Source organism: Frondihabitans sucicola (assembly GCF_030296615.1).
Taxonomy (GTDB): Bacteria; Actinomycetota; Actinomycetes; order Actinomycetales; family Microbacteriaceae; genus Frondihabitans; species Frondihabitans sucicola.
This window is the reverse complement of record NZ_AP027732.1, coordinates 2,659,625-2,682,916: the sequence shown is the minus strand read 5'-3', so window position 1 is coordinate 2,682,916 and position 23,292 is coordinate 2,659,625. Positions and strand designations below refer to the sequence as shown.

Below are 23,292 nucleotides of genomic sequence, written 5' to 3'. Positions count from 1 at the left end.
CACACAGTTCCTTCCAGAAGTACGTTTCACGAAAGGCACCTGAACGTTGTTGCCCTTGAGCATCCCGAGCCCCTCTGCCTCCTGGCAGTTCTTCGACTTCACGGGGTGGCTCGACAGCGCGTTCGGCATCTCTCTGCCGTTCACCTTGAAGATCCACGCCTACGCCGTCTGCATCCTGCTGGGCATCGTGGCGGCCGTGCTCGTGACGAACGCGCGCCTGAATCGCCGCGGGGCCGAACGCTGGGTCATCATCGACCTCGCCATCTGGTGCGTGCCCTTCGGCATCGTGGGCGGTCGCTTCTTCCACGTCGTCTCACACCCCGACGACTACTTCGGCGCGGGTAAGAACATCCTCACGGTCTTCTACGTCTGGGAGGGCGGGCTCGCGATCTTCGGCGCCCTGGCGTTCGGCGCGATCGGTGCCATCCTCGGCTGCTGGCAGACCGGCATCCGCCTGTCGGTCTTCGTCGACGCCCTCGCTCCCGGCCTGATGCTCGCCCAGGCCTTCGGCCGGCTCGGTAACTACTTCAACCACGAGCTCTTCGGCACGCCCACCACGCTCCCGTGGGGCCTCAAGATCGAGTCGACCAACGCCGCCTACCCGGTGGGCCTGCCGGCCGGCACCCTGTTCCACCCGACGTTCGCGTACGAGATCCTCTGGAATCTCTTCGGCATGGCCGTGATCCTGCTCATCAATCGCAACGTCAAGCTCGAGTGGGGCAAGACCTTCGCGCTCTACCTCCTCTGGTACGGCACGGGCCGCATGTGGTTCGAGTCCATTCGCACCGACTACAGCGAGCTGTTCCTCGGCGTCCGCGTGAACGTGTGGGTCGCCTTCCTGGCCGTCGGCCTCGGTGTCTTCATCTTCTACGTGCAGAGTCGCCGACACACCGGCCTGGTGCCCAGCGCGTACGTTCCGGGCAAAGGCCCGAACGAAGCCGGGTTCGCTCCCGTCATCACCGGAGAGGTCGATCACCCTGAGGTAGACTCCATCGCAGAGTCGGCTGACGAAGACGACGACCACTCCGCAGTCGGTGCCACAGCAAAGACCACCGCCTGAGCACCACCCGCATCACACGTTCCCGCACCACCCGCTCCGGCCGGGCCTGATCAGGCCACCGGAGAAGCACCACCTCGCGAGTCCGCACTAAGACCCTCGAGAAGCAACGACGCCCGTCCGGCCACGACCCCGAGCCTGACGGCGCCTGCCACACCCCCTCGGTTTCCTGCCGAGAGGTCGCGAACCGGGCCAGCGAAGCCCCGCCCTGCGTTATCTTTCACGTACTAGTCCAGGTGCTCGTTCACAATCCTGGATAGTCCACACTCGTGAGGACGGATCGACATGGCTCTCACGCCAGCGCACCAGACCTTCAGCAGCATCCCCGCGGCACAGGGTCTCTACGACCCCGACCAGGAGAAAGACGCCTGTGGCCTCGCCATGGTCGCCACTCTCCGCGGCACCCCCGGTCACGACATCATCGATGCCGCGCTCGGTGCCCTCCGCAACCTCGAGCACCGAGGCGCGGTCGGCTCCGACGCCGGCACCGGAGACGGCGCGGGCATCCTCATGCAGGTGCCCGACGCCTTCTTCCGCGAGGTCGTCGAGTTCGAGTTGCCCGCCGCGGGCCACTACGCCGTCGGCATCGGCTTCCTGCCGGTCGACGACGACGAGCGCTCCACCATGAAGACCGCTCTCCAGGCCATCGCCGAGGAGGAGTCGCTCCGCGTTGTCGGGTGGCGCGACGTCCCCGTGCGTCCCGACGAGCTGGGCGCCCTGGCGCGCAAGGCCATGCCGGCGTTCGAGCAGCTGTTCGTGGCCGCCGCGCACGGCGACGACCACACCTCCGGCGTCGACCTCGACCGTCTCGCGTTCCGGCTCCGCAAGCGGGCCGAGCGTGAACTGGGTTCGTACTTCACGTCGCTGTCCAGCCGCACCATGGTCTACAAGGGTATGGTCACGACGCTGCAGCTCGAGCCGTTCTACCCCGACCTCTCCGACGAGCGCGTGGCGTCGAAGCTCGCGATCGTCCACTCGCGCTACTCGACCAACACGTTCCCGTCCTGGCCGCTCGCCCAGCCGTTCCGGATGATCGCGCACAACGGCGAGATCAACACGGTGCGCGGCAACCGAAACTGGATGCGCGCCCGTCAGTCGCAACTCGAATCCGAGCTGATCGGCGACATCCAGCCACTGCTCCCGATCGTGAGCCCCGGCAACAGCGACTCGGCCTCGTTCGACGAGGTCGTGGAGCTCCTCAGCCTGACCGGCCGCTCGCTGCCGCACGCCATCATGATGATGGTGCCCGAGGCGTGGGAGAACCAGGTCGGCATCGACCCCGTCCTCCGCAACTTCTACGAGTACCACTCGATGCTCATGGAGGCGTGGGACGGCCCCGCCGCCATCACCTTCACCGACGGCTCGCTCGTCGGCGCGACGCTCGACCGCAACGGTCTGCGCCCCGGTCGGTACCTCGTCACCGACGACGGGCTGGTCGTCCTGGCCAGCGAGATCGGCGTGCTCCCCGACATCCCGCAGTCGAAGATCGTCCGCAAGGGCCGTCTGCGCCCCGGCAAGATGTTCCTCGTCGACACCGAGGCGGGCCGGATCATCGAAGACGACGAGATCAAGAACGAGCTCGCGTCGTCGGAAGAGTACGGCGAGTGGCTCGAGATGGGCCGCATCCACCTCAAAGACCTTCCCGAGCGCGAGCACATCGTGCACACGCCTGCCTCGGTGACCCGTCGCCAGCGCACCTTCGGCTACACCGAAGAAGAGGTCAGGATCCTGCTCACGCCGATGGCCAAGAACGGTGCCGAGCCGCTCGGTGCGATGGGCAGCGACACGCCCATCGCCGTCCTCAGCCAGCGGCCGCGGCTGCTGTTCGACTACTTCACGCAGCAGTTCGCCCAGGTGACCAACCCCCGCTCGACTCCATCCGAGAAGCCGTGGTCACGTCGCTCAAGCTCGGACTGGGGCCGGAGCGCAACCTCCTGGCCGCCACGCCGGAGCACGCGCGCCAGGTCATCCTCGACTTCCCGGTCATCGACAACGACGAGCTGGCCAAGATCCAGCACATCGACCCGCGTCCCGGCTCGAGCCTCACCACGACCCTCAAGGGCCTGTACCGCGTCGACAAGGGCCCACGGGCCATGGAGAAGCGCATCAACGCGCTCTGCAAGGAGGTCGACGAGGCGATCGAGGGGGCTCGCAGTTCATCGTGCTCTCCGACCGCGACTCGACCGCCGACCTGGCCCCCATCCCGTCGCTGCTGATGATCGCGGCTGTGCACCACCACCTCATCCGCACCGAGAACCGCATGAAGGTCGGCCTGATCGTCGAGGCCGGCGACGTCCGCGAGGTCCATCACGTGGCCACGCTGATCGGGTACGGCGCCTCGGCGATCAACCCGTACCTCGCGATGGAGACGTGCGAGAACCTCGTCCGCAGCGGCATGATCACCGGCATCTCGCCCGAGCAGGCGGTCAAGAACGTCATCAAGGCGCTCGGCAAGGGCGTGCTCAAGATCATGTCCAAGATGGGCATCTCCACGGTGTCCAGCTACGCCGCCGCGCAGGCATTCGAAGCCGTCGGCCTGAGCCACGAGTTCATCGACACGTACTTCACGGGCACGTCGACGCGTCTCGGCGGCGTCGGCATCGACGTCGTCGCGACGGAGAACGCCGAACGCCACCTCAGCGCGTACCACGCCGCCGGTGCGTCGAGCGCTCACGAGCGCCTGCAGACCGGCGGGGAGTACCAGTGGCGCCGCGAGGGACCGCCGCACCTCTTCAACCCCGAGACGGTCTTCCGCCTCCAGCACGCCACCCGGACCCGCAGGTACGACATCTTCCGCGAGTACACGAAGATGGTCGACGACCAGGCCGAGAACCTGATGACCCTCCGCGGGCTCTTCACGCTGCGCACGGGGACACGCCCGGTCGTGCCGATCGACGAGGTCGAGTCGGTCGAGTCCATCGTCAAGCGCTTCTCCACCGGCGCGATGAGCTACGGCTCCATCTCCAAGGAGGCGCACGAGACGCTGGCGATCGCCATGAACCGGCTCGGCGGCAAGTCCAACACCGGCGAGGGCGGAGAAGACGTCGACCGTCTCCTCGACCCCGAACGCCGGAGCGCCGTGAAACAGGTCGCCTCGGGCCGCTTCGGCGTGACGAGCATGTACCTCACGCACGCCACCGACATTCAGCTCAAGATGGCGCAGGGCGCCAAGCCCGGCGAGGGCGGCCAGCTCGCCGCCTCGAAGGTCTACCCGTGGGTTGCGCGCACCCGCCACTCGACGCCCGGCGTCGGCCTCATCTCGCCACCGCCGCACCACGACATCTACTCGATCGAAGACCTCAAGCAGCTCATCTTCGACGTCAAGCGCGCGAACCCCACGGCCCGCGTGCACGTCAAGCTGGTCAGCCAGTCGGGGATCGGTGCTGTCGCCGCGGGCGTCACGAAGGCCCTGGCCGACGTCGTCCTGGTCTCGGGCCACGACGGCGGTACCGGCGCGAGCCCGCTCAACTCGCTGAAGCACGCCGGCACGCCGTGGGAGATCGGCCTGGCCGAGACCCAGCAGACGCTCATGCTCAACGGCATGCGCGACCGCGTCGTCGTGCAGGTCGACGGACAGATGAAGACGGGGCGTGACGTGATCGTCGCGGCGCTCCTCGGAGGCGAGGAGTTCGGTTTCGCGACCGCGCCCCTGGTCGTGTCGGGCTGCATCCTGATGCGCGTCTGCCACCTCGACACCTGCCCGGTCGGCGTCGCCACTCAGAACCCCGAGTTGCGCGCGCGCTTCTCGGGCAAGGCCGAGTACGTCGTCAACTTCTTCGAGTTCCTGGCGCAGGAGGTTCGCGAGTACCTGTCCGAGCTCGGCTTCCACTCGCTCGAGGAGGCGATCGGCCACAACGAGCTCCTCGGCGTCGACCGTGCCGTCGAGCACTGGAAGGCCTCCGGTCTCGACCTGGAGCCCGTCCTCGTCGGCCCCGAGTTCGACGACGACGAGCCGCGCCGCAACCGCGTCCCGCAAGACCACGAGCTCGAGAAGCACTTCGACAACCAGCTCATCGCAGCCACCGCCGACGTCGTCGAGCATGGCGGCACGATCGCGCTCAGCCTTCCCATCCGCAACACCGAGCGCGCCGTCGGAACGATGCTCGGCCACGAGGTCACCGTCCGCAAAGGTGAGCACGGCCTTCCCGCCGGCAGCATCGACATCACCCTCACGGGTTCCGCCGGTCAGTCGCTCGGCGCGTTCATGCCCGCCGGCATCACGCTGCGCCTGGTCGGCGACAGCAACGACTACGTCGGCAAGGGCCTCTCCGGAGGCACGATCGTCGTGCGACCGCCGGCCGACGCCACGTTCGCGGCCGAGGACAACGTCATCGCCGGCAACGTCATCGGTTACGGCGCCACGCAGGGCAGCATGTTCATCCGCGGAATCGTGGGGGAGCGCTTCCTGGTCCGCAACTCGGGTGCCAGCGCGGTCGTCGAGGGCGTGGGCGACCACGCGCTCGAGTACATGACGGGCGGGCTCGCCGTCATCCTCGGCCCCACCGGGCGCAACCTCGGCGCGGGCATGAGCGGCGGCACGGCCTACGTTCGCGGCCTCGAGCGCGAGAACGTCAACGACGACTCGCTGGCCACGGGAGAACTCCTCCTGCAGCCTCTCGGAAGCGCGGACGTCGAGATCCTGCGCGACCTGCTCGAACAGCACCACCGCGAAACGGGGTCGACCGTCGCAGAAGGCCTGCTGGCCGACGTCGAAGCCGCCGCCGCGGAGTTCGTGAAGGTTCTGCCGCGCGACTACGCGGCCGTCCTCGAAACGCGAAAGACAGCAGCCGACGAGGGTCTCGACCCCGACGGCGACGAAGTGTGGACTCGAATCATGGAGGTGACCGGTGGCTGACCCCAAAGGTTTCTTGAAGGTACAGAAGCGCGAGCTGCCCAAGCGCCGCCCTGTCTCCGTCCGGCTCATGGACTGGAAAGAGGTCTACGAGCAGCAGGAGAGCGGCGAGCTCCGCCGGCAGGCCGGCCGCTGCATGGACTGCGGCGTCGCGTTCTGCCACCACGGCTGCCCTCTCGGCAACCTGATCCCGGAGTGGAACGACCTCATGTGGCGCGGTGAGGGCCGCCAGGCCAGCGAGCGTCTGCACGCGACCAACAACTTCCCGGAGTTCACCGGTCGCTTGTGCCCCGCTCCGTGCGAGGCCTCCTGCGTGCTCGGCATCAACCAGCCACCGGTGACCATCAAGCAGGTCGAGGTCTCGATCATCGACCAGGCCTTCGCCAACGGCTGGGTCACCCCGCACCCGCCCGAGCGCCTGACCGGCAAGACCGTCGCCGTCGTCGGCTCCGGGCCCGCCGGCCTCGCCGCCGCGCAGCAGCTCACGCGCGCCGGCCACACCGTCGCGGTGTACGAGCGCGACGACCGGATCGGCGGTCTCCTCCGCTACGGCATCCCGGACTTCAAGATGGAGAAGAAGCAGATCGAGCAGCGGCTCGCTCAGATGCAGGCCGAGGGCACCCGCTTCCGCGCCGGCGTCGAGATCGGCAAGGACATCGCGTGGGACGACCTGCGCGCGCGATACGACGCCGTCATCGTCGCGACCGGCGCGACCGTTCCCCGCGACCTCCCGATCCCCGGTCGCGACCTGTCCGGCGTCCACTTCGCCATGGAGTACCTCGTCGAGCAGAACCGCGTCGGAGCCGGCGACAAGATCGCCGACCAGATCACGGCCGAGGGCAAGCACGTCGTCGTCCTGGGCGGCGGCGACACCGGCGCCGACTGCATCGGTACGGCACACCGCCAGGGCGCCCTCAGTGTGACGAACCTCGCCATCGGCCAGCAGCCGCCGGCCGAGCGGCCCGAGCACCAGCCGTGGCCCATGCAGCCGACCCTGTTCGAGGTGTCGAGTGCGCACGAGGAGGGCGGCGAGCGGGTCTACCTGGCTTCGACGGTCGAGTTCCTCTCGAACGAGGTCGGGGAGGTCCGCGCGATCCGCGTGGCCGAGACCGAGTTCGTCGACGGGCGCCGCGTGCCCAAGTCCGGCACCGAGCGCGAGATCCCGGCCGACCTGGTCCTGCTCGCCCTCGGCTTCACCGGCCCCGAGCGCGAGGCGCTCGAGGCCCAGTTGAAGGTCCCGTTCGACGAGCGCAGCCAGATCGAGCGCGACGCGCAGTACGAGACGAGCCAGCCCGGCGTGTTCGTGACCGGCGACGCCGGCCGTGGCCAGTCGCTGATCGTCTGGGCCATCGCCGAGGGACGCGCCACCGCATCCGCGGTCGACAAGTACCTCGAGGGCTCGACGTCGCTGCCCTTCCCGGTGCGTCCGACCGACCGCTCGATCTCCGTCTAGTTCACCCGAGCGTCGGGTGCCGTTGAGAGATCACCCCGTCGCTGGGAATAGGGTGGAGTGACGCGTCCGTCGCGTCCACCCGCGAAATCACCCCCAATGAAGGAACAAATGAGACGTGCAAAGATCGTCGCGACCCTCGGGCCCGCGACGTCGAGCTATGAAGACATCCGCGCAATCATCGACGCGGGCGTCGACGTGGCGCGGATGAACCTCAGCCACGGAACGTACGACGTCCACCAGGGCGTCTACGAGAACGTGCGGAAGGCCGCCGCAGACTCCGGTCGAGCCGTCGCCGTCCTGGTCGACCTTCAGGGCCCCAAGATCCGTCTCGGCAAGTTCTCCGACGGCCCGCACGACCTCGAGGTCGGCGACGTCTTCAAGATCACGACCGAAGACATCCTCGGCACCAAAGAGATCTGCGGCACCACGTTCAAGGGCCTCCCGGACGACGTCAAGGCCGGCGACCCGCTCCTGATCGACGACGGCCGCGTCAAGCTGCGCGTCCTCGAGACCGACGGCACCGTGGTCACGACCGAGGTCGTCGTCGCGGGCACCGTCTCCAACAACAAGGGCATCAACCTGCCCGGCGTGGCCGTCAACGTGCCGGCCCTGTCCGACAAAGACGAGGCCGACCTCCGCTGGGGTCTTCAGTTGGGCGCCGACTTCATCGCGCTCTCCTTCGTCCGCAACGCCGACGACATCGACCGCGTGCACGAGATCATGGGGGAGGAGGGCCGGAAGGTCCCCGTCTACGCCAAGATCGAGAAGCCGCAGGCCGTCGACAACCTCGAGGCCATCATCGATGCCTTCGACGGCATCATGGTCGCCCGCGGCGACCTCGGCGTGGAGCTCCCGCTCGAAGCCGTCCCGATCGTCCAGAAGCACGCCATCGAGTTGTCCCGCCGCATGGCCAAGCCGGTCATCGTCGCCACGCAGATGCTCGAGTCGATGATCTCCAGCCCGATCCCGACCCGTGCCGAGACGTCCGACGTCGCGAACGCCGTCCTCGACGGAACAGACGCCGTCATGCTGAGCGGCGAGACCAGCGTCGGCGAGTACCCCGTCGTCACGGTCGCCACCATGGCGCGCATCGTGCAGTCCACCGAAGAGCACGGTCTCGAGCGCATCCCCGCCCTCGGCACCAAGCCCCGCACGCTGGGCGGAGCCATCACTCTGGCCGCCGCCGACGTCGGAGAGTTCGTCCAGGCGAAGTACGTCTGCGTCTTCACCGAGGGCGGCGACTCCGTCCGTCGTATGTCGCGGCTCCGCCACGCGATTCCGATCATCGCCTTCACGACCGACGAGGCCATCCGCCGTCGGATGGCCATGAGCTGGGGCGTCCAGTCGTACCTCGTCGATCCCGTCACCCACACCGACGAGATGTTCGGCGAGGTCGACGACGTCCTGCTCGGCAACGACCTGGCCGAGCACGGCGAGAAGGTCATCGTCATCTCGGGTTCCCCTCCCGGGATCGCCGGCTCGACGAACGACCTGCGCGTGCACCGCGTCGGCGACGCGCACAACGAGGCCGCTCCGGCCTACGTCAAGGCGTAGCACCCTCAGGTCGAGTGATTCGGGCCGGTCTCTCCTTCGGGAGGGGCCGGCCTTCGTCGTCGGCCCGGCGCGGATCGCCGAGAGCCCAGCCGTGATCCTGCTGAGATTCCAGGATCCTGCCCACCCGGGAAATCTAGGATCGACCCCATGACGGTCGACGGGTCTCACGAGGGGTGCTTCGTCCACGCCTCCCGGCTGTACGCGGTGCCGTCCGACTCGACGTTCACCGTCGACGAGACGCGCTCCTCCTACGTCGACGCGGCCGCCGTGCGCCGGCGCGGCCGGGTTCGCGTGCACTGGAGCGCCTTCGTCGGCGGTGTCGTCGGCGGCGGGTTCATCGACCTGTCCGCCTGGCACACGTCGAAAGTCACCGACTGGGTCGCCCTCGCGATGATGTTCGCCCTCGGCGGCGTCGTCGGCTTCGCCACAGCCATCGGGATCCGCGAGGCGCTTGTCGGCAGGCCGCCGGAGCCCAATGTGGTGCGGCTTCCGGCCATCGAGGTCCCCGGCGACGTCGCTCTGGCCGCGCCCGACGACGCCACCGCCGATGAGCTGGTGCTCTGGAGCGTCATCACGAGACGGTTCCGGGCGGCCAAGGTCGCCGTGGACTCTCTCCCGTTCGAGAAGCTCCCTCTCGAGCACGATCAAGGCACTGTCGCCAGCGGATCGCACAGCGCGACGCTGACGCCCGCCGCCACCCAGGCGATGGCCGAACTCACCTACGTCACCGCCCGCCACGACTTCGAGCCCGTCGCCGAGCTGCTCGGCCTGTCGCTGCCCCGGTAACGCTGCTCCCCGCCGAGCCGGCCCTCGGGGACGCCGCACGCAGAACGGCCCCGACAGTACCCTGGCGGGGCCGTTCTGCAGTGGGGGCTGGAACGCCGAAGTCACGCGCACCCCCAACAATCAGAACGACCCCGCCAGGAAACTGTCGGGGTCGTTCTGCAGTGGGGCTGCGGCGCCGAAAGCGCCACAGCCCCAATGGATCAGATGACGCGGATGTTCTCCGCCTGAAGACCCTTGTTGCCCTGAGCGGTCTCGAATTCGACCTTCTGGTTCTCCTCGAGGTTGCGGTATCCGTCGCCGGCGATCGCGGAGAAGTGCGCGAACACGTCAGTGGATCCGTCGTCGGGGGTGATGAAGCCGAAGCCCTTTTCGGAGTTGAACCACTTCACGGTGCCTGTTGCCATTTTTCTTTTCCTTCAATCAGAGGTGTCCGATCTCGTCTGTCGAGATCTCTCGTCGCGGTGCTTTTTTGTCCGCTCCCTCTAAGAACGATGAGACGAAATGATGCCTCATCGCGAAGTACAAATGCGTAACACAACAACCAGTGCGGCTCACCCTATCCCAGGACGGCCCCGAGATGGCGGAAAGGGCCGAAAGATGTCGCCGATGGTCATCTTCGATCGTCGCGGGCGATCCGTCTCCACGGGGCTGGACCGGTATGCTGTTCGTCGCGCGAATGTGGTGGAATTGGCATACACGGGGCACTCAAAATGCTCTGCCTCACGGCTTGCGGGTTCGAGTCCCGCCATTCGCACCGAATTCGTCGGGGCTCGAGGCGCACCGGAACACCATCGAAAACCCTCTTAAGCAAAGACCGGTAGGCTGAAACACGTGAGTGATCAAGAGGCAACACCAGCAGCACCCCGTCGCGTCGTCGTCGCAGAGGATGAGTCCTCATCCGTCTCGACATCGTCGAGATCCTTCGCGACAACGGCTTCGAGGTCGTCGGTGAGGCCGGCGACGGCGAGACCGCCGTGGCTCTTGCAACCGAGCTGCGCCCCGATCTCGTGATCATGGACGTCAAGATGCCCAAGCTCGACGGCATCTCCGCGGCTGAGACGCTGTCCAAGAACCACATCGCCCCTGTCGTCCTCCTCACGGCGTTCAGCCAGAAGGAGCTCGTCGAGCGAGCCAGCGAGGCGGGCGCTCTGGCCTACGTCGTCAAGCCCTTCACGCCGAACGATCTGCTCCCCGCGATCGAGATCGCTCTTTCGCGCTACACGCAGATCATCACGCTCGAGGCCGAGGTCGCCGACCTCGTCGAGCGGTTCGAAACCCGCAAGCTCGTCGACCGAGCGAAGGGTCTGCTCAACGAGAAGATGGGGCTCACCGAGCCCGAGGCCTTCCGCTGGATCCAGAAGGCGTCGATGGATCGCCGTCTCACCATGCACGACGTGGCTCAGGCCATCATCGAGCAACTCAGCGTCAAGAAATAGTCTTTCCTCCCACGGGTCGACGCTGGGCCGATGTCGGTGCTGGTCGCTACGGTCATGGCATGACGACGCCAGCACTCTGCGATGTCTCCGACGCCGACCTCGACGACCTCCGGGCCCGCCTGCGCCACACGCGCTGGCCGAGGCCGTGGCCGACAGAAGGCTGGGAGGCGGGCACCGAGCCCGGCATCCTGCATCGACTCGCCGACTACTGGGCGGACGGTTTCGACTGGCGGGCGCAGGAGGCCGCGCTCAATGCGCTTCCATCGTTCGTCGCCGATGTCGGAGGGTCCGCGCTCCACTACCTCCGCTTCGACGCCGAAGCGCCCGGCGGCTTGCCGATCGTTCTGACGAACGGCTGGCCGAGCACGTTCTTCGAGCTCGTTCCGCTCGCCGAGCGTCTGTCCGCACCGTCACGGTTCGGCGGCCGGCCCGAAGACTCGTTCACCGTCATCGTGCCGTCCATCCCCGGCTACACGCTGTCGGCGCAGCAGCCGTCGCTGATCGACCCCGTGCACACCCACGAGCTCTGGCATCTGCTGATGCACGAACATCTCGGCTTCGAGCGATACGCGGCGCACGGTGGCGATCTGGGCGCCGGCATCACGTCACGGCTGGGCTCGGCGCATCCCGAAGCCCTGGCCGGGATCCACCTGATGGCCGTCGCTCAGCCGGCTGCCTTCGATCCTGCGACCGTGACCGCTGACGAGCAGGCCTATCTCGACGCGATGACGGGCTGGTCAGCTGCCGAGGAGCGTACAACCACCAGCAGCGCACCAAACCGCTGAGCCTGTCCTACGGTCTCAGCGACTCACCCGTCGGCCTCCTCGCCTGGATCCTCGAGAAGTACCGCTCGTGGAGCGATTCGAACGGCGACGTGTCGTCCCGCTTCGGCGACGATTTCCTGCTGACCCAGGCATCGCTCTACTGGTTCACCAATACGATCTCGACGTCGTTCCGGCCCTACTACGAGTCGGGTGCGGGCATCACGCCACAGGTCGGCCGCGTCGACGTGCCCACGGCGGTCGCGCTCTTCCCGGGCGACATCGGCCACGCGCCGCGAAGCTGGGCCGAGCGTACCTACGACGTCCGGCGCTTCACGGTCTTCGATCGTGGCGGTCACTTCGCGCCGTACGAAGAGCCCGAGCTCCTCGCCGACGACCTCCGCGCGTTCCTCCTGCCCCTCCGCTGAGGGGAACGACTACGCGTCGCGCAAGATGTTGGTGATCCGCACGGTCGAGAGTCGACGGCCCTGCTCATCGGTCATCACGATCTCGTGCGTCGTCAGCGTGCGCCCCAGGTGAAGGGCGGTGCAGGTACCGGTGACGACTCCCGAAGTCGCGGCCCGGCTGTGCGAAGCGTTCAATTCGATGCCCATGGCGATCCGCCCCGGTCCGGCGTGAACGCTCGCGGCCATCGATCCGAGCGATTCCGCCAGGACAACGTGGGCCCCGCCGTGCAAGATCCCGACCGGCTGCCGATTTCCCTCGACGGGCATTGTCGCGACGGCTCGTTCGGCGCTGAGCTCGACGATCTCAATGCCCATCTTGTCGGCCAGTTCACCTGCCCCTCGGCGATCGAGGAAGTCGAGGGCTTCGGCACTGAACGAGGGGGAGGTCGGCTCAGTCACAGGGGTTCTCTCAGAAGATCGGCCGTCGGCAGTGCGAGCCGGGACGAGTGTCGGAGGTGGCCGCTAGGCTGACGGGGTGTCGGACGAAGCAAAGCCTACCCTCCTTGTAATCGACGGTCATTCCCTCGCATTCCGGGCCTTCTACGCCCTTCCGATCGATAGTTTCGTCAATCGTGAAGGGCAGCACACGAATGCCATCCACGGGTTCATCTCGATGCTGCTCAACCTGCTCAAGAACGAGAAGCCGACTCACCTAGCCGTCGCTTTCGACATCTCGCGCTACTCGTTCCGCACTCGCGAATACCCCGAGTACAAGGGCACCCGCTCCGAGACGCCGCCCGAGTTCGTGGGGCAGATCCCGCTGCTCGAAGAGGCGCTGCACGCGATGGGCATCACCACCATCACCAAAGAAGACTTCGAGGCCGACGACATCCTGGCGACGCTCGCCGCCCGCGGCTCCGCCGCCGGGTACACCGTCTACGTCGTCTCCGGCGACCGCGACGCGATCCAGATGGTCAACGACGACGTCACGCTGCTCTACCCGTCGGCGCGCGGCGTCACCGACCTGACCCGCTACGACCGCGACAAGGTGTTCGAGCGCTACGGCATCGAACCCCACCAGTACCCCGAGATCGCCGCACTGGTCGGCGAGACGAGCGACAACCTCATCGGCGTCGACAAGGTCGGCGAGAAGACAGCCGTCAAGTGGATCACGCAGTTCGGCTCTCTCGACGAGGTGATCGAGCACCGCGACGAGATCAAGGGCGTCGTCGGCGACAAACTCCGCGAGCAGTACGACCGCGCCGTCCGCAACCGCAAGCTCAATCGCCTCGTCACCGACGTCGACCTGCCCGTGGGCCCCGACGATCTCGAGCGGCGCCCCATCGACGTCCCCGCCGTGCGCGAGGTCTTCGACCGGCTGCAGTTCCGAACCTTGCTCGACCGCGTCACGGCTCTGGCCGAGGGCGGCGCGGCGACGGGCACGTCGGCTGCGAGCACTGAGCCCAGCGCGCCGACGGGGCCGACCGTCCCGGTGGTCCGAACCCTCATCGACGAAGAGCTGGCCCACTGGCTCCGCACGCACGCCTCGGCCGACAAGCCGCCGGTCGGTCTGTCGGTCGAATACGGGCCCGACAACACGGTCCTCGGCCTCGGTATCGCCGCCGCCGGCGACACCGTGCACGTGCCCTGGGCCGCTGGCCGGGGCGACTACGTCGCTCTCGAAGAATGGCTCGACGCCGACTCTCCCAAAGTGGTCCACGACGCCAAGCGTGCCTACAAGGCGCTCAAGCGCGCCGGGCTCACCCTCACCGGTCTCCGCGGCGACCCTCGGATCGCCGCGTGGCTGCTCCGTCCGGGCCGCACCTCGTTCGCGCTCGGCGACCTCGTCTACGAGCACCTGGCCGAGCGTATGCCGGAGGCCGATCCCAACCAGCTCGTGCCGGCCGACGACGCCGGGGAGTAGCTCTCGAGGCCTGGTACGCGCTCCGCGTCTCCGACGAGCTCGACGCACTCCTCGACGAGGGTCGCGCGGCGTGCTGCGCGATATCGAGCTCCCGCTCGTCGCCGTCCTCGGCGACATGGAGCTCACCGGCGTCGCCACCGACCGTCCGGCCCTCCGCGAGCTGTCGGCTCGCCTCGCCGACACGGCGGCGACTCTGGCCGCCGAGGCGTTCGAAGTGATCGGTCGCGAGGTCAACCTCGGGTCGCCCAAGCAGCTCCAAGAAGTGCTGTTCGAGCAGCTCGACATGCCGAAGACCCGGTCGATGAAGACCGGTTACTCCACCGACGCGGGTTCACTGGCCGACCTGCAAGACAAGCATCCGCACCCGTTCCTCGGCCTGCTGCTGAAGCACCGCGACGCGACGAAGCTGCGACAGATCATCGAGACCCTCGACAAGGCGGTCGACGAGGGCGGACGTATCCACACGACCTACGACCAGACCGGCACGACCACCGGCCGCATCTCGTCGATCGACCCGAACCTGCAGAACATCCCGGTCAAGACCGAGGTCGGTCATGAGATCCGCGCCGCCTTCCAGCACGGGCCCGACTACGAGACGCTCCTCACGGCCGACTACTCGCAGATCGAGATGCGCATCATGGCGCATCTCTCGGGCGACGAGGGCCTCATCACCGCGTTCACCGAGGGCGAAGACCTCCACCGCTTCGTCGGGGCCCGCATCTTCGGTGTCGAACCGTCCGAGGTCTCCCCGACGATGCGCACGAAGGTCAAGGCGATGTCCTACGGCCTGGCCTACGGGTTGAGCGCCTTCGGGCTGTCCAAACAGCTTCGGATCGAGACGGCCGAGGCCAAGCAGCTGATGACCGACTACTTCGCCCGTTTCGGCGCTGTCCGCGACTACCTCCGGAACGTCGTCGAGCAGGCGCGCGAAGACGGCTACACCGAGACGATCTTCGGCCGTCGCCGCCCGTTCGCCGACCTGAAATCGTCCAATCGCGTCCTGCGCGAGAACGCCGAGCGCGCGGCGCTGAACGCACCGATCCAGGGGTCGGCGGCAGACATCATGAAGATCGCGATGCTCGGTGTGCGCCACGACCTCGACGAGCGAGAACTCCAGTCGAGGGTCCTCCTGCAGGTGCACGACGAACTGATCGTCGAGGTTGCCCGCGGCGAGATCGATCAGGTCGAAGAGATCGTGCGTCACCGGATGGGCTCGGCGGCCGATCTGCGGGTGCCACTCGACGTCTCGGTCGGCACGGGTGAGAGCTGGGACGCCGCCGCCCACTGATCCTGCTCGCCTGCCCGACCAATCGGGGCGCTGCAGAGCATGATGGCAGGTGAGAGAACGACGACACCACGGCAACCGAAGGAGAACCCCATGGTCACCATCGACGGAGCCAACGTCAAGAAGCTGATCGTCGCCTGCGACGCGGGCATGGGCTCGAGCATCATGCTCGCCACCACGCTCAAGAAGCAGCTCAAGAACAGTGGCGTCACGGTCGAGCACTCCGCTGTCCACGAGATCCCCGCCGACGCCGACGTGGTGGTCACGCAGAACAATCTCGCGGCCCGCGCTCGAGAGGCCGCCGGCGAAGGAACGCCGGTCATCCCGTTCCAGCTCTTCATGGGCGATCCTGCCGTGGCACGCGTCGTCGAGGCGATCCAGAACGGCACCAGCATCGAGGTCTGAACCGGTGTCGGTGGCCGTGGATAGGCTCGTTCCCATGAGTCACGATGATGTCCCCGCCACCCGCCAGACCACTCCCGTCGACGCCATCGCCGAGCGCTGGGTCGACACGCTCGTCGAACTCGATCCGCTCTGGGCGACCTGGCTCGGTCGCACGGGGCGAACCGGCGAGTACGGCGACACGTCGCCCGCCGGCCAAGCGGCCTACGTGGCCGCAGCTACTTCCACGCTCGAAGAACTGCACGCCACCGCAGCGGTCGACTCGGTCGACCAGGTCACCAAAGACGACCTCGAGTCGTCACTCGCCCTCGACCTCGAGTACGACGCGCAGCAGCTCCACCTCCGCGACCTGAACGTGATCGCGTCGCCAGCGCAGGGTCTGCGCGACGTCTTCGACCTGATGCCGACCGAGACCGAAGACGACTGGGCCGACATCGCCTCGCGACTCGGCAACCTCCCGGCGGCCATCGACGGCTACATCAGCACGCTGCGGCTCGGTATCGAACGCGGCGTCGTCCCGGCCAAACGCCAGGTGTCGGCCGTCGCCGAGCAGTGCGCCAGAAACGCCGGGCCGGAGGGGTTCTTCGCCGAACTCGTCGCCGATCCGGCACCCGGTTCGGGTGACGAGCTGTCGGCCGACCTCCTGACCAGGCTCCGCACGAACTCCGCGGCGTCGCGCGAGGCCTACCTGGGGCTCGAAGCCTTCCTGCGAGGCGAATTGCTGGCTGCGGCCGTCGTCGACGACGCGGTCGGGCGCGAGGCGTACGCGCTCCACTCGCGCCGTTTCCTCGGCGCCACCGTCGACCCCGACGAGACCTACGCGTGGGGCCTCGACGAGGTCGCACGGATGGCCGCCGAGCAGGAGGCCATCGCCGGGCAGATCGAAGAGGGCGCGACCGTCGCCCGCGCCATCGAGTTGCTCGACGCCGATCCTGCTCGCCAGCTCGACGGTCCTGAGGCTCTCCGGCGCTGGATGCAGGCCCTGAGCGATCGCGCCGTGGCCGAGCTCGGCGCCACCCACTTCGACATCCCCGAGTCCATCCGCACTCTCGAGTGCATGATCGCCCCGACTCACGACGGCGGTATCTACTACACGGCACCGAGCGACGATTTCGCCCGGCCGGGTCGCATGTGGTGGTCGGTTCCGCTCGGCGTGACCCGCTTCACCACCTGGCGCGAGACGACCACGGTCTACCACGAGGGCGTACCGGGGCATCACCTCCAACTCGGCCAGGCCGTCTACAACCGGGCGACGCTCAACACCTACCGGCGCTCCCTCGCCGGCACGTCCGGCCACGCCGAAGGCTGGGCGCTGTACGCGGAACGCCTGATGGACGAGCTCGGATACCTCGAAGACCCGGGCGACCGCCTCGGGATGCTCGACGGCCAGCGAATGCGAGCCGCCCGCGTGGTGATCGACATCGGCGTCCACCTGGGTAAAGAATTCCCCGGCTGCGCCTCGGTGCCGGCCGGCGGCCTCTGGGATTACGAGAAGGCCTTCGCTTATATGACCGACAACGTCAACATGGACGAATCGTTCATCCGGTTCGAGGTCGACCGCTACCTCGGCTGGCCCGGGCAAGCTCCGTCCTACAAGGTCGGACAGCGGATCTGGGAAGACCTGCGGGCCGAAAGGGCTCGCCGCGATGGCGAGTCGTTCGACGTCCGCCGGTTCCATTCCGAGGCGCTGGCACTCGGAGGAGTCGGCCTCGACACTCTCCGCCGGGCTCTCCTCGCCTGACGATGCTTGTGCGGCGCTGGGGCGGGGCATGATCGCGGGTTGATCGCACCAGCTTCGTACCGTTAGAATTGCTTGGCGCAAACTGCGTCGAACTATCCGCTTTGCCGCATCCCCACGAAACTCCACCCACGATCTCATTCGCGGGCGGCAGGGGTTGTGGCCCGAGAAATGCCCAGCTGGAGCAACCACTACATGACAATCGTAACGACCAAGGCACCCAAGCAGGTCGCCGTCAACGACATCGGATCTGCTGAAGACTTCCTTGCCGCGGTCGAAAAGACTCTCAAGTTCTTCAACGACGGAGACCTCATCGAGGGCACCGTCGTCAAGATCGACCGCGACGAGGTCCTCCTCGACGTCGGGTACAAGACCGAGGGTGTCATCCCCTCGCGCGAACTTTCGATCAAGCACGACGTCGACCCCACCGAGGTCGTCAACGTCGGCGACACGGTCGAGGCCCTCGTCCTCCAGAAGGAAGACAAAGAAGGCCGTCTCATCCTGTCCAAGAAGCGCGCTCAGTACGAGCGTGCCTGGGGCGACGTCGAGAAGATCAAAGACGCCGACGGCGTCGTCACCGGTACGGTCATCGAGGTCGTCAAGGGTGGCCTCATCGTCGACATCGGGCTCCGCGGCTTCCTTCCCGCCTCGCTCATCGAGCTGCGTCGTGTCCGCGACCTCACGCCCTACCTGGGCCAGGAGATCGAGGCCAAGATCCTCGAGCTCGACAAGAACCGCAACAACGTCGTCCTCTCGCGTCGCGCTCTCCTCGAGCAGACGCAGTCCGAGAGCCGCACGTCGTTCCTCAACAACCTCCACAAGGGCCAGGTCCGCAAGGGCGTCGTGTCGTCGATCGTCAACTTCGGTGCGTTCGTCGACCTGGGCGGCGTCGACGGCCTCGTCCACGTCTCCGAGCTCTCCTGGAAGCACATCGAGCACGCCTCCGAGGTCGTCGAGGTGGGCCAGGAAGTCACGGTCGAGATCCTCGAGGTCGACCTCGAGCGCGAGCGCGTGTCGCTTTCGCTCAAGGCAACCCAGGAAGACCCGTGGCAGGTCTTCGCCCGCACGCACGCCATCGGTCAGGTCGCGCCCGGCAAGGTCACGAAGCTGGTCCCGTTCGGTGCGTTCGTTCGCGTCGCCGACGGCATCGAGGGCCTCGTCCACATCTCCGAGCTGTCCGCCAAGCACGTCGAGCTCGCCGAGCAGGTCGTGTCGGTCGGCGACGAGGTGTTCGTCAAGGTCATCGACATCGACCTCGAGCGTCGCCGCATCTCGCTGAGCCTCAAGCAGGCCAACGAGGGCGTCGACCCCGAGGGCACCGAGTTCGACCCGGCGCTCTACGGCATGCTCACCGAGTACGACGACCAGGGCAACTACAAGTACCCCGAGGGCTTCGACCCGGAGACGAACGAGTGGCGCGAGGGCTTCGAGTCCCAGCGCGAGAAGTGGGAGCAGGACTACGCTGCCGCCCAGGCTCGCTGGGAGGCTCACAAGAAGCAGGTCGCCGCTTCGCTCGTCGAAGAGGCCACGGCGTTCGACGTTCCGTCGGGCTCCTCGTTCTCGAACACCGAGGCCGCCTCTGGCGCCGGCACCCTCGCCGACGACGAGTCGCTCGCTGCTCTCCGCGAGAAGCTGTCGAACAACAACTAGTCACACCGGTTCCATCCGCAACGGCGGTCGCCCTTCGGGGTGGCCGCCGTTGCGGCGTTACCCCGCCCTCCTTTGCGTCCCTCCCTCCCTCCCGTCCTCCCGTCCTCCCGAAATCGAAGGGGATTTTCCCTCGGCACCCTTTCGATCCGCCTCATTTTCGCCGCGCACCGAAATTCCCCTTCGATTTCGGGCGGCCGAAAGACCCGGGCGGCGACGGGGGCCAGGCGCAGGGGGCGGCGGACCACACGTGTCGCAGAGGTCGCGCGCTAGGGTGGAGCCGTGTTCGTAGTGGGGTTGACCGGCGGGATCGCGGCAGGCAAGACGATCGTCGCTTCGCGGCTGGCCGAGAAGGGCGCCGCGCACATCGACGCCGACCAGCTCGCCCGCGAGGTGGTCGGCCCCGGCACCCCGGGGTTGGCGGCCATCGTCGAGCGCTTCGGCGAGGCGATCCTGCTTCCCGACGGGAGCCTCGACCGGCCGGCCCTCGGGGCCGTCGTCTTCTCCGACCCGTCGGCCCGAAAAGACCTCGAGGCGATCACGCATCCCGCCGTCCGCGAATTGAGCCACGAGCGCATGACCGAGGCGACCGCCTCCGATCCTGCGCGTGTCGTCGTGTACGACGTCCCGCTCCTCGTCGAGTCCCGTGGCGCCGGCGAGTTCGACCGCGTCGTCGTGGTGCACGCCCCGCGCGGCATGCGCGTGGCCCGGATGGTGACCCTTCGCGGCATGGACGAAGTCGACGCGGTCCGCCGGATCGACGCCCAGGCCAGCGACGACGAACGTCTCGCCGTGGCCGACGACGTCATCGACTCGTCCGCCAGCCTCGAGTCGACCATCAAGCAGACCGACGCCCTCTACAAGCGCCTGGTCGCGTTGGCAGCCGCCAAGGCGGCCGGCTGACGCCGAAAACCTCCAGGGCGCAGGATCCCGCCCGCCCTGTTCGCTGCCAGCAGCCCCGGCGCCGCCCCGCGGTCGGCCCAGTGTCAGTGGTCACTCGTAGACTTGTTCTATGGAACCGACTCGCAGCGTCCGCCCCTTCGAAGTGGTCAGCGAGTACCAGCCGAGCGGCGATCAGCCTGCCGCCATCGCTGAACTCGCCGGCCGTGTCAACGCGGGCGAAACCGACGTGGTGCTCCTCGGCGCCACCGGTACCGGCAAGTCGGCGACCACCGCCTGGCTCGTCGAGGCGGTCAACCGTCCCACTCTGGTTCTGGCTCACAACAAGACCCTCGCGGCTCAACTGGCGAACGAGTTCCGCGAGCTCTTCCCCAACAACGCGGTCGAGTACTTCGTCTCGTATTACGACTACTACCAGCCCGAGGCGTACGTGCCTCAGACAGACACCTTCATCGAGAAAGACTCCTCGATCAACGCCGAGGTCGAGCGCCTGCGGCACTCGACGACCAACTCTCTGCTGAGCCGCCGCGACGTCGTCGTTGTCTCGACGGTCTCGTGCATCTACGGCCTCGGCACCCCTGAGGGCTACATGGAGGCGATGATCGCTCTCCAGGTCGGCATGCAGATCCCGCGCGACCAGCTCGTCCGGCGCTTCGTCGCCATGCAGTATCAGCGCAATGACATCGACTTCTCGCGAGGCAACTTCCGCGTTCGCGGCGACACCATCGAGATCATCCCGATGTACGAAGAGCTCGCTGTCCGAATCGAGATGTTCGGCGACGAGATCGAGGCCCTCTACTACCTCCACCCGCTGACGGGCGACGTGGTGCGCAGCATGGACGCCGTCTCGATCTTCCCCGGCTCGCATTACGTCGCCGGCACCGACGTCATGCACCGCGCGATCGGCACCATCAAAGAAGAGCTGGCCGTACGCCTCGAAGAACTCGACAAACAGGGCAAGCTCCTCGAGTCGCAGCGGCTGCGCATGCGCACCACCTTCGACCTCGAGATGATGGAGCAGATCGGCTTCTGCAACGGCATCGAGAACTACTCGGCGCACATCGACGGCCGAGCGCCAGGCGAGGCGCCCCACTGTCTGCTCGACTACTTCCCCGACGACTTCCTGGTCGTGATCGACGAGTCCCACGTCACGGTGCCGCAGATCGGGGCCATGTACGAGGGCGATGCCTCGCGCAAGCGCACCTTGGTCGACCACGGTTTCCGTCTGCCGAGCGCCCTCGACAACCGGCCGCTCAAGTTCGAAGAATTCCTCGACCGCGTCGGGCAGAAGATCTACCTCTCGGCGACTCCGGGCAAGTACGAACTCGGCATCACCGACAGCGTCGTCGAGCAGATCATCCGCCCGACGGGCCTCATCGACCCGGCGATCGTCGTCAAGCCGTCCGAAGGTCAGATCGACGATCTCCTCGAAGAGATCAACCTGCGTGTCGATCGCGACGAGCGTGTGCTCGTCACGACGCTCACCAAGAAGATGGCCGAAGAGCTGACCGACTTCCTCACCGAAGCCGGCGTGCGCGTGCGCTACCTGCACTCCGACGTCGACACGCTGCGGCGCGTCGAGCTCCTGACCGAGCTGAGGCAGGGTGTCTACGACGTGCTGGTCGGCATCAACCTGCTTCGCGAGGGTCTCGATCTGCCCGAGGTGTCGCTGGTCGCCATCCTCGACGCCGACAAAGAAGGTTTCCTGAGGTCGTCGACGTCCCTCATCCAGACCATCGGGCGTGCCGCCCGCAACGTCTCGGGCGAGGTGCACATGTACGCCGACAAGATGACCGACTCGATGAAGCAGGCACTCGAAGAGACCGACCGCCGGCGCGAGAAACAGGTCGCCTACAACCTCGAGCACGGCATCGATCCCACCCCGCTGCGCAAGAAGATCGCCGACATCACCGAGGTCCTCGCCCGCGAGGGTGCCGACACGGCCGAACTCCTGGCCGGTCGTCAGGGCTCGAAGCGGGCGCCCACACCCGATCTCCGCCGAGAAGGCAAGGCGGCCAGCGCCGCGGGCAGCATCGAGTCGATCATCGCCGACCTCAACGACCAGATGCTGCAAGCGGCGGCCGAGCTCAAGTTCGAGCTCGCGGGTCGGCTGCGAGACGAGGTCGCCGAGCTGAAGAAAGACCTTCGCGGAATGGAAGCCGCAGGCCATGTCCGCTGAGCGCACACCGCTCAGGCCGCGAGTGGTGGTCACCGGCGCGAATGCCGGTCTCGGCTACTTCGTCGCCGAACAGGTCGCCGCGACCGGCGCACGCGTCGTGCTCGCCTGCCGAGACGAGGGTCGGGCCTCGCGCGCGGCAGAGAGCATGCGGAGGCGCATCCCCGACGCCGACCTCGAGATCGTGGTCACCGACCTTGCCGACCTGTCGTCGATCCGAGCCGCAGCAGCTCGCATCATCGCGGGCGGCCCGGTCGACACCCTTGTGGCCAACGCCGGCGTGGTCGGCTCGAAGAAGCGGCAGACGACCGCCGACGGCTTCGAGCTGCAGTTCGGCACGAACCATCTGGGCCACTTCGCGTTGATAGCGCACCTCCTTCCCGCCCTGACCCAGGCCGAAGCAGGCAGGATCGTCCACCTCGGCAGCATCAGCCACCGCTGGGCGAGGCTCGACCTCGACGATCCCATGCTGGTGAGTCGGTATCGCAGCTACACGGCGTACTCGCGCTCGAAGCTCGCCGTGATGACCTTCGGCTTCGAACTCGACCGACGGCTCCGGGCAGCCGGATCATCCGTCCGCAGCGTGGTGGCGCACCCCGGCTTCGCTCTCGAGAATCTCACCGAGAAGCGGCCTGGCATCGTCACCAGGCGGTGGCTTCCGGCCCCGATCGTCGGGCTCATGCGCACCGTGTGCCAGGGCAAAGACCAGGGGGCCCGACCTCTGAGCTATGCGGCCGTGGGCGCTGACGTCCAGGGCGGGGAATACTGGGGCCCCGACGGCTGGTTCCAACTCACCGGTGCGCCGGCGCTCGTCAAGGCCAAGAAACACGCCAGCAACCGCAAGGCTGCGGCTCGCCTCTGGAACCTCTCCGCCCGCCTCACCCGCCTGCAGCCCGTGCTCGAGTAAATCCGGC

The 23,292-nt window shown here is 67.3% G+C and carries 14 protein-coding genes, 1 tRNA gene and 3 pseudogenes; 16 read left to right on the top strand and 2 right to left on the bottom strand.

Going from position 1 to position 23,292, the window contains the following annotated elements:
* Positions 1 to 55: 55 nt before the first annotated feature.
* The 5 genes and pseudogenes from lgt (at position 56) to QUE79_RS13790 (ending at position 9,702) form a co-directional block, all read left to right on the top strand.
* Positions 56 to 1,060, top strand: a complete 1,005-nt coding sequence (gene lgt / locus QUE79_RS13810; protein ID WP_286343605.1) for a prolipoprotein diacylglyceryl transferase — start codon at positions 56 to 58, stop codon at positions 1,058 to 1,060.
* Positions 1,061 to 1,342: 282 nt separating this feature from the next.
* Positions 1,343 to 5,912, top strand: a pseudogene (gltB, locus tag QUE79_RS13805) (glutamate synthase large subunit).
* Entirely contained in the window at positions 5,905 to 7,362 is a 1,458-nt protein-coding gene (locus QUE79_RS13800; protein ID WP_286343604.1) for a glutamate synthase subunit beta, read from the top strand. The pseudogene gltB and the gene QUE79_RS13800 overlap by 8 nt, the downstream one beginning before the upstream one ends.
* Positions 7,363 to 7,470: 108 nt before the next feature.
* Positions 7,471 to 8,916, top strand: a complete 1,446-nt coding sequence (pyk, locus tag QUE79_RS13795; RefSeq protein ID WP_286343603.1) for a pyruvate kinase — start codon at positions 7,471 to 7,473, stop codon at positions 8,914 to 8,916.
* Positions 8,917 to 9,063: 147 nt separating this feature from the next.
* Positions 9,064 to 9,702: a hypothetical protein gene (locus QUE79_RS13790; RefSeq protein WP_286343602.1), complete on the top strand. Its 639-nt coding sequence runs from the start codon at positions 9,064 to 9,066 to the stop codon at positions 9,700 to 9,702.
* A 200-nt stretch (positions 9,703 to 9,902) separates the two neighbouring features.
* Here QUE79_RS13790 and QUE79_RS13785 read toward each other — a convergent pair whose 3' ends face one another.
* Positions 9,903 to 10,106, bottom strand: coding sequence for a cold-shock protein (locus QUE79_RS13785; RefSeq protein WP_056054766.1), 204 nt, complete (start codon positions 10,104 to 10,106; stop codon positions 9,903 to 9,905).
* Positions 10,107 to 10,374: 268 nt separating this feature from the next.
* Here QUE79_RS13785 and QUE79_RS13780 point away from each other — a divergent pair.
* The 4 genes and pseudogenes from QUE79_RS13780 (at position 10,375) to QUE79_RS13765 (ending at position 12,327) form a co-directional block, all read left to right on the top strand.
* Positions 10,375 to 10,456: transfer RNA gene (locus QUE79_RS13780), tRNA-Leu, on the top strand.
* A gap of 77 nt (positions 10,457 to 10,533) precedes the next feature.
* Positions 10,534 to 11,138, top strand: a pseudogene (locus tag QUE79_RS13775) (ANTAR domain-containing response regulator).
* Positions 11,139 to 11,197: 59 nt separating this feature from the next.
* Complete coding sequence (locus QUE79_RS13770) at positions 11,198 to 11,923, top strand: epoxide hydrolase family protein (RefSeq protein ID WP_286343601.1); 726 nt, start codon at positions 11,198 to 11,200, stop codon at positions 11,921 to 11,923.
* Positions 11,924 to 12,012: 89 nt separating this feature from the next.
* The gene (locus QUE79_RS13765) at positions 12,013 to 12,327 is read left to right on the top strand and encodes an alpha/beta fold hydrolase (protein WP_286343600.1); all 315 of its coding nucleotides are present in this window, start codon (positions 12,013 to 12,015) and stop codon (positions 12,325 to 12,327) included.
* A gap of 9 nt (positions 12,328 to 12,336) precedes the next feature.
* On the opposite strand, the gene QUE79_RS13760 is transcribed toward QUE79_RS13765, so the two are convergent.
* On the bottom strand, positions 12,337 to 12,681 hold the full coding sequence (locus tag QUE79_RS13760) for a PaaI family thioesterase (protein WP_286346724.1): 345 nt from the start codon (positions 12,679 to 12,681) through the stop codon (positions 12,337 to 12,339).
* Positions 12,682 to 12,841: 160 nt separating this feature from the next.
* Between QUE79_RS13760 and polA the strand changes: the two are divergent.
* The 7 genes and pseudogenes from polA (at position 12,842) to QUE79_RS13725 (ending at position 23,285) form a co-directional block, all read left to right on the top strand.
* A pseudogene (polA, locus tag QUE79_RS13755) lies at positions 12,842 to 15,518 on the top strand (DNA polymerase I).
* Between the two features lie 90 nt (positions 15,519 to 15,608).
* Positions 15,609 to 15,920, top strand: coding sequence for a PTS sugar transporter subunit IIBC family protein (locus QUE79_RS13750; RefSeq protein ID WP_286343599.1), 312 nt, complete (start codon positions 15,609 to 15,611; stop codon positions 15,918 to 15,920).
* Positions 15,921 to 15,954: 34 nt separating this feature from the next.
* A complete protein-coding gene (locus tag QUE79_RS13745; protein ID WP_286343598.1) occupies positions 15,955 to 17,658 on the top strand; it encodes a DUF885 domain-containing protein in 1,704 nt (567 codons plus the stop codon).
* A gap of 192 nt (positions 17,659 to 17,850) precedes the next feature.
* Positions 17,851 to 19,305, top strand: coding sequence for a 30S ribosomal protein S1 (gene rpsA / locus QUE79_RS13740; RefSeq protein WP_286343597.1), 1,455 nt, complete (start codon positions 17,851 to 17,853; stop codon positions 19,303 to 19,305).
* A 279-nt stretch (positions 19,306 to 19,584) separates the two neighbouring features.
* Positions 19,585 to 20,205 (top strand): dephospho-CoA kinase, encoded by a 621-nt coding sequence (gene coaE, locus QUE79_RS13735; protein ID WP_286343596.1) that lies wholly within the window; start codon positions 19,585 to 19,587, stop codon positions 20,203 to 20,205.
* Between the two features lie 109 nt (positions 20,206 to 20,314).
* A complete protein-coding gene (gene uvrB, locus QUE79_RS13730) occupies positions 20,315 to 22,381 on the top strand; it encodes an excinuclease ABC subunit UvrB (RefSeq protein ID WP_286343595.1) in 2,067 nt (688 codons plus the stop codon).
* A complete protein-coding gene (locus QUE79_RS13725; RefSeq protein ID WP_286343594.1) occupies positions 22,371 to 23,285 on the top strand; it encodes an SDR family NAD(P)-dependent oxidoreductase in 915 nt (304 codons plus the stop codon). The genes uvrB and QUE79_RS13725 overlap by 11 nt, the downstream gene beginning before the upstream one ends.
* Positions 23,286 to 23,292: the final 7 nt, after the last annotated feature.

Coding starts and splice junctions, on each gene's coding strand:
- pyk (WP_286343603.1), top strand. CDS start 7,471: ATGAGACGTGCAAAGATCGTCGCGACCCTCGGGCCCGCGACGTCGAGC.
- QUE79_RS13790 (WP_286343602.1), top strand. CDS start 9,064: ATGACGGTCGACGGGTCTCACGAGGGGTGCTTCGTCCACGCCTCCCGG.
- QUE79_RS13785 (WP_056054766.1), bottom strand. CDS start 10,106: ATGGCAACAGGCACCGTGAAGTGGTTCAACTCCGAAAAGGGCTTCGGC.
- QUE79_RS13770 (WP_286343601.1), top strand. CDS start 11,198: ATGACGACGCCAGCACTCTGCGATGTCTCCGACGCCGACCTCGACGAC.
- QUE79_RS13760 (WP_286346724.1), bottom strand. CDS start 12,681: ATGGGCATTGAGATCGTCGAGCTCAGCGCCGAACGAGCCGTCGCGACA.
- QUE79_RS13750 (WP_286343599.1), top strand. CDS start 15,609: ATGGTCACCATCGACGGAGCCAACGTCAAGAAGCTGATCGTCGCCTGC.
- QUE79_RS13745 (WP_286343598.1), top strand. CDS start 15,955: ATGAGTCACGATGATGTCCCCGCCACCCGCCAGACCACTCCCGTCGAC.
- rpsA (WP_286343597.1), top strand. CDS start 17,851: ATGACAATCGTAACGACCAAGGCACCCAAGCAGGTCGCCGTCAACGAC.
- uvrB (WP_286343595.1), top strand. CDS start 20,315: ATGGAACCGACTCGCAGCGTCCGCCCCTTCGAAGTGGTCAGCGAGTAC.
- QUE79_RS13725 (WP_286343594.1), top strand. CDS start 22,371: ATGTCCGCTGAGCGCACACCGCTCAGGCCGCGAGTGGTGGTCACCGGC.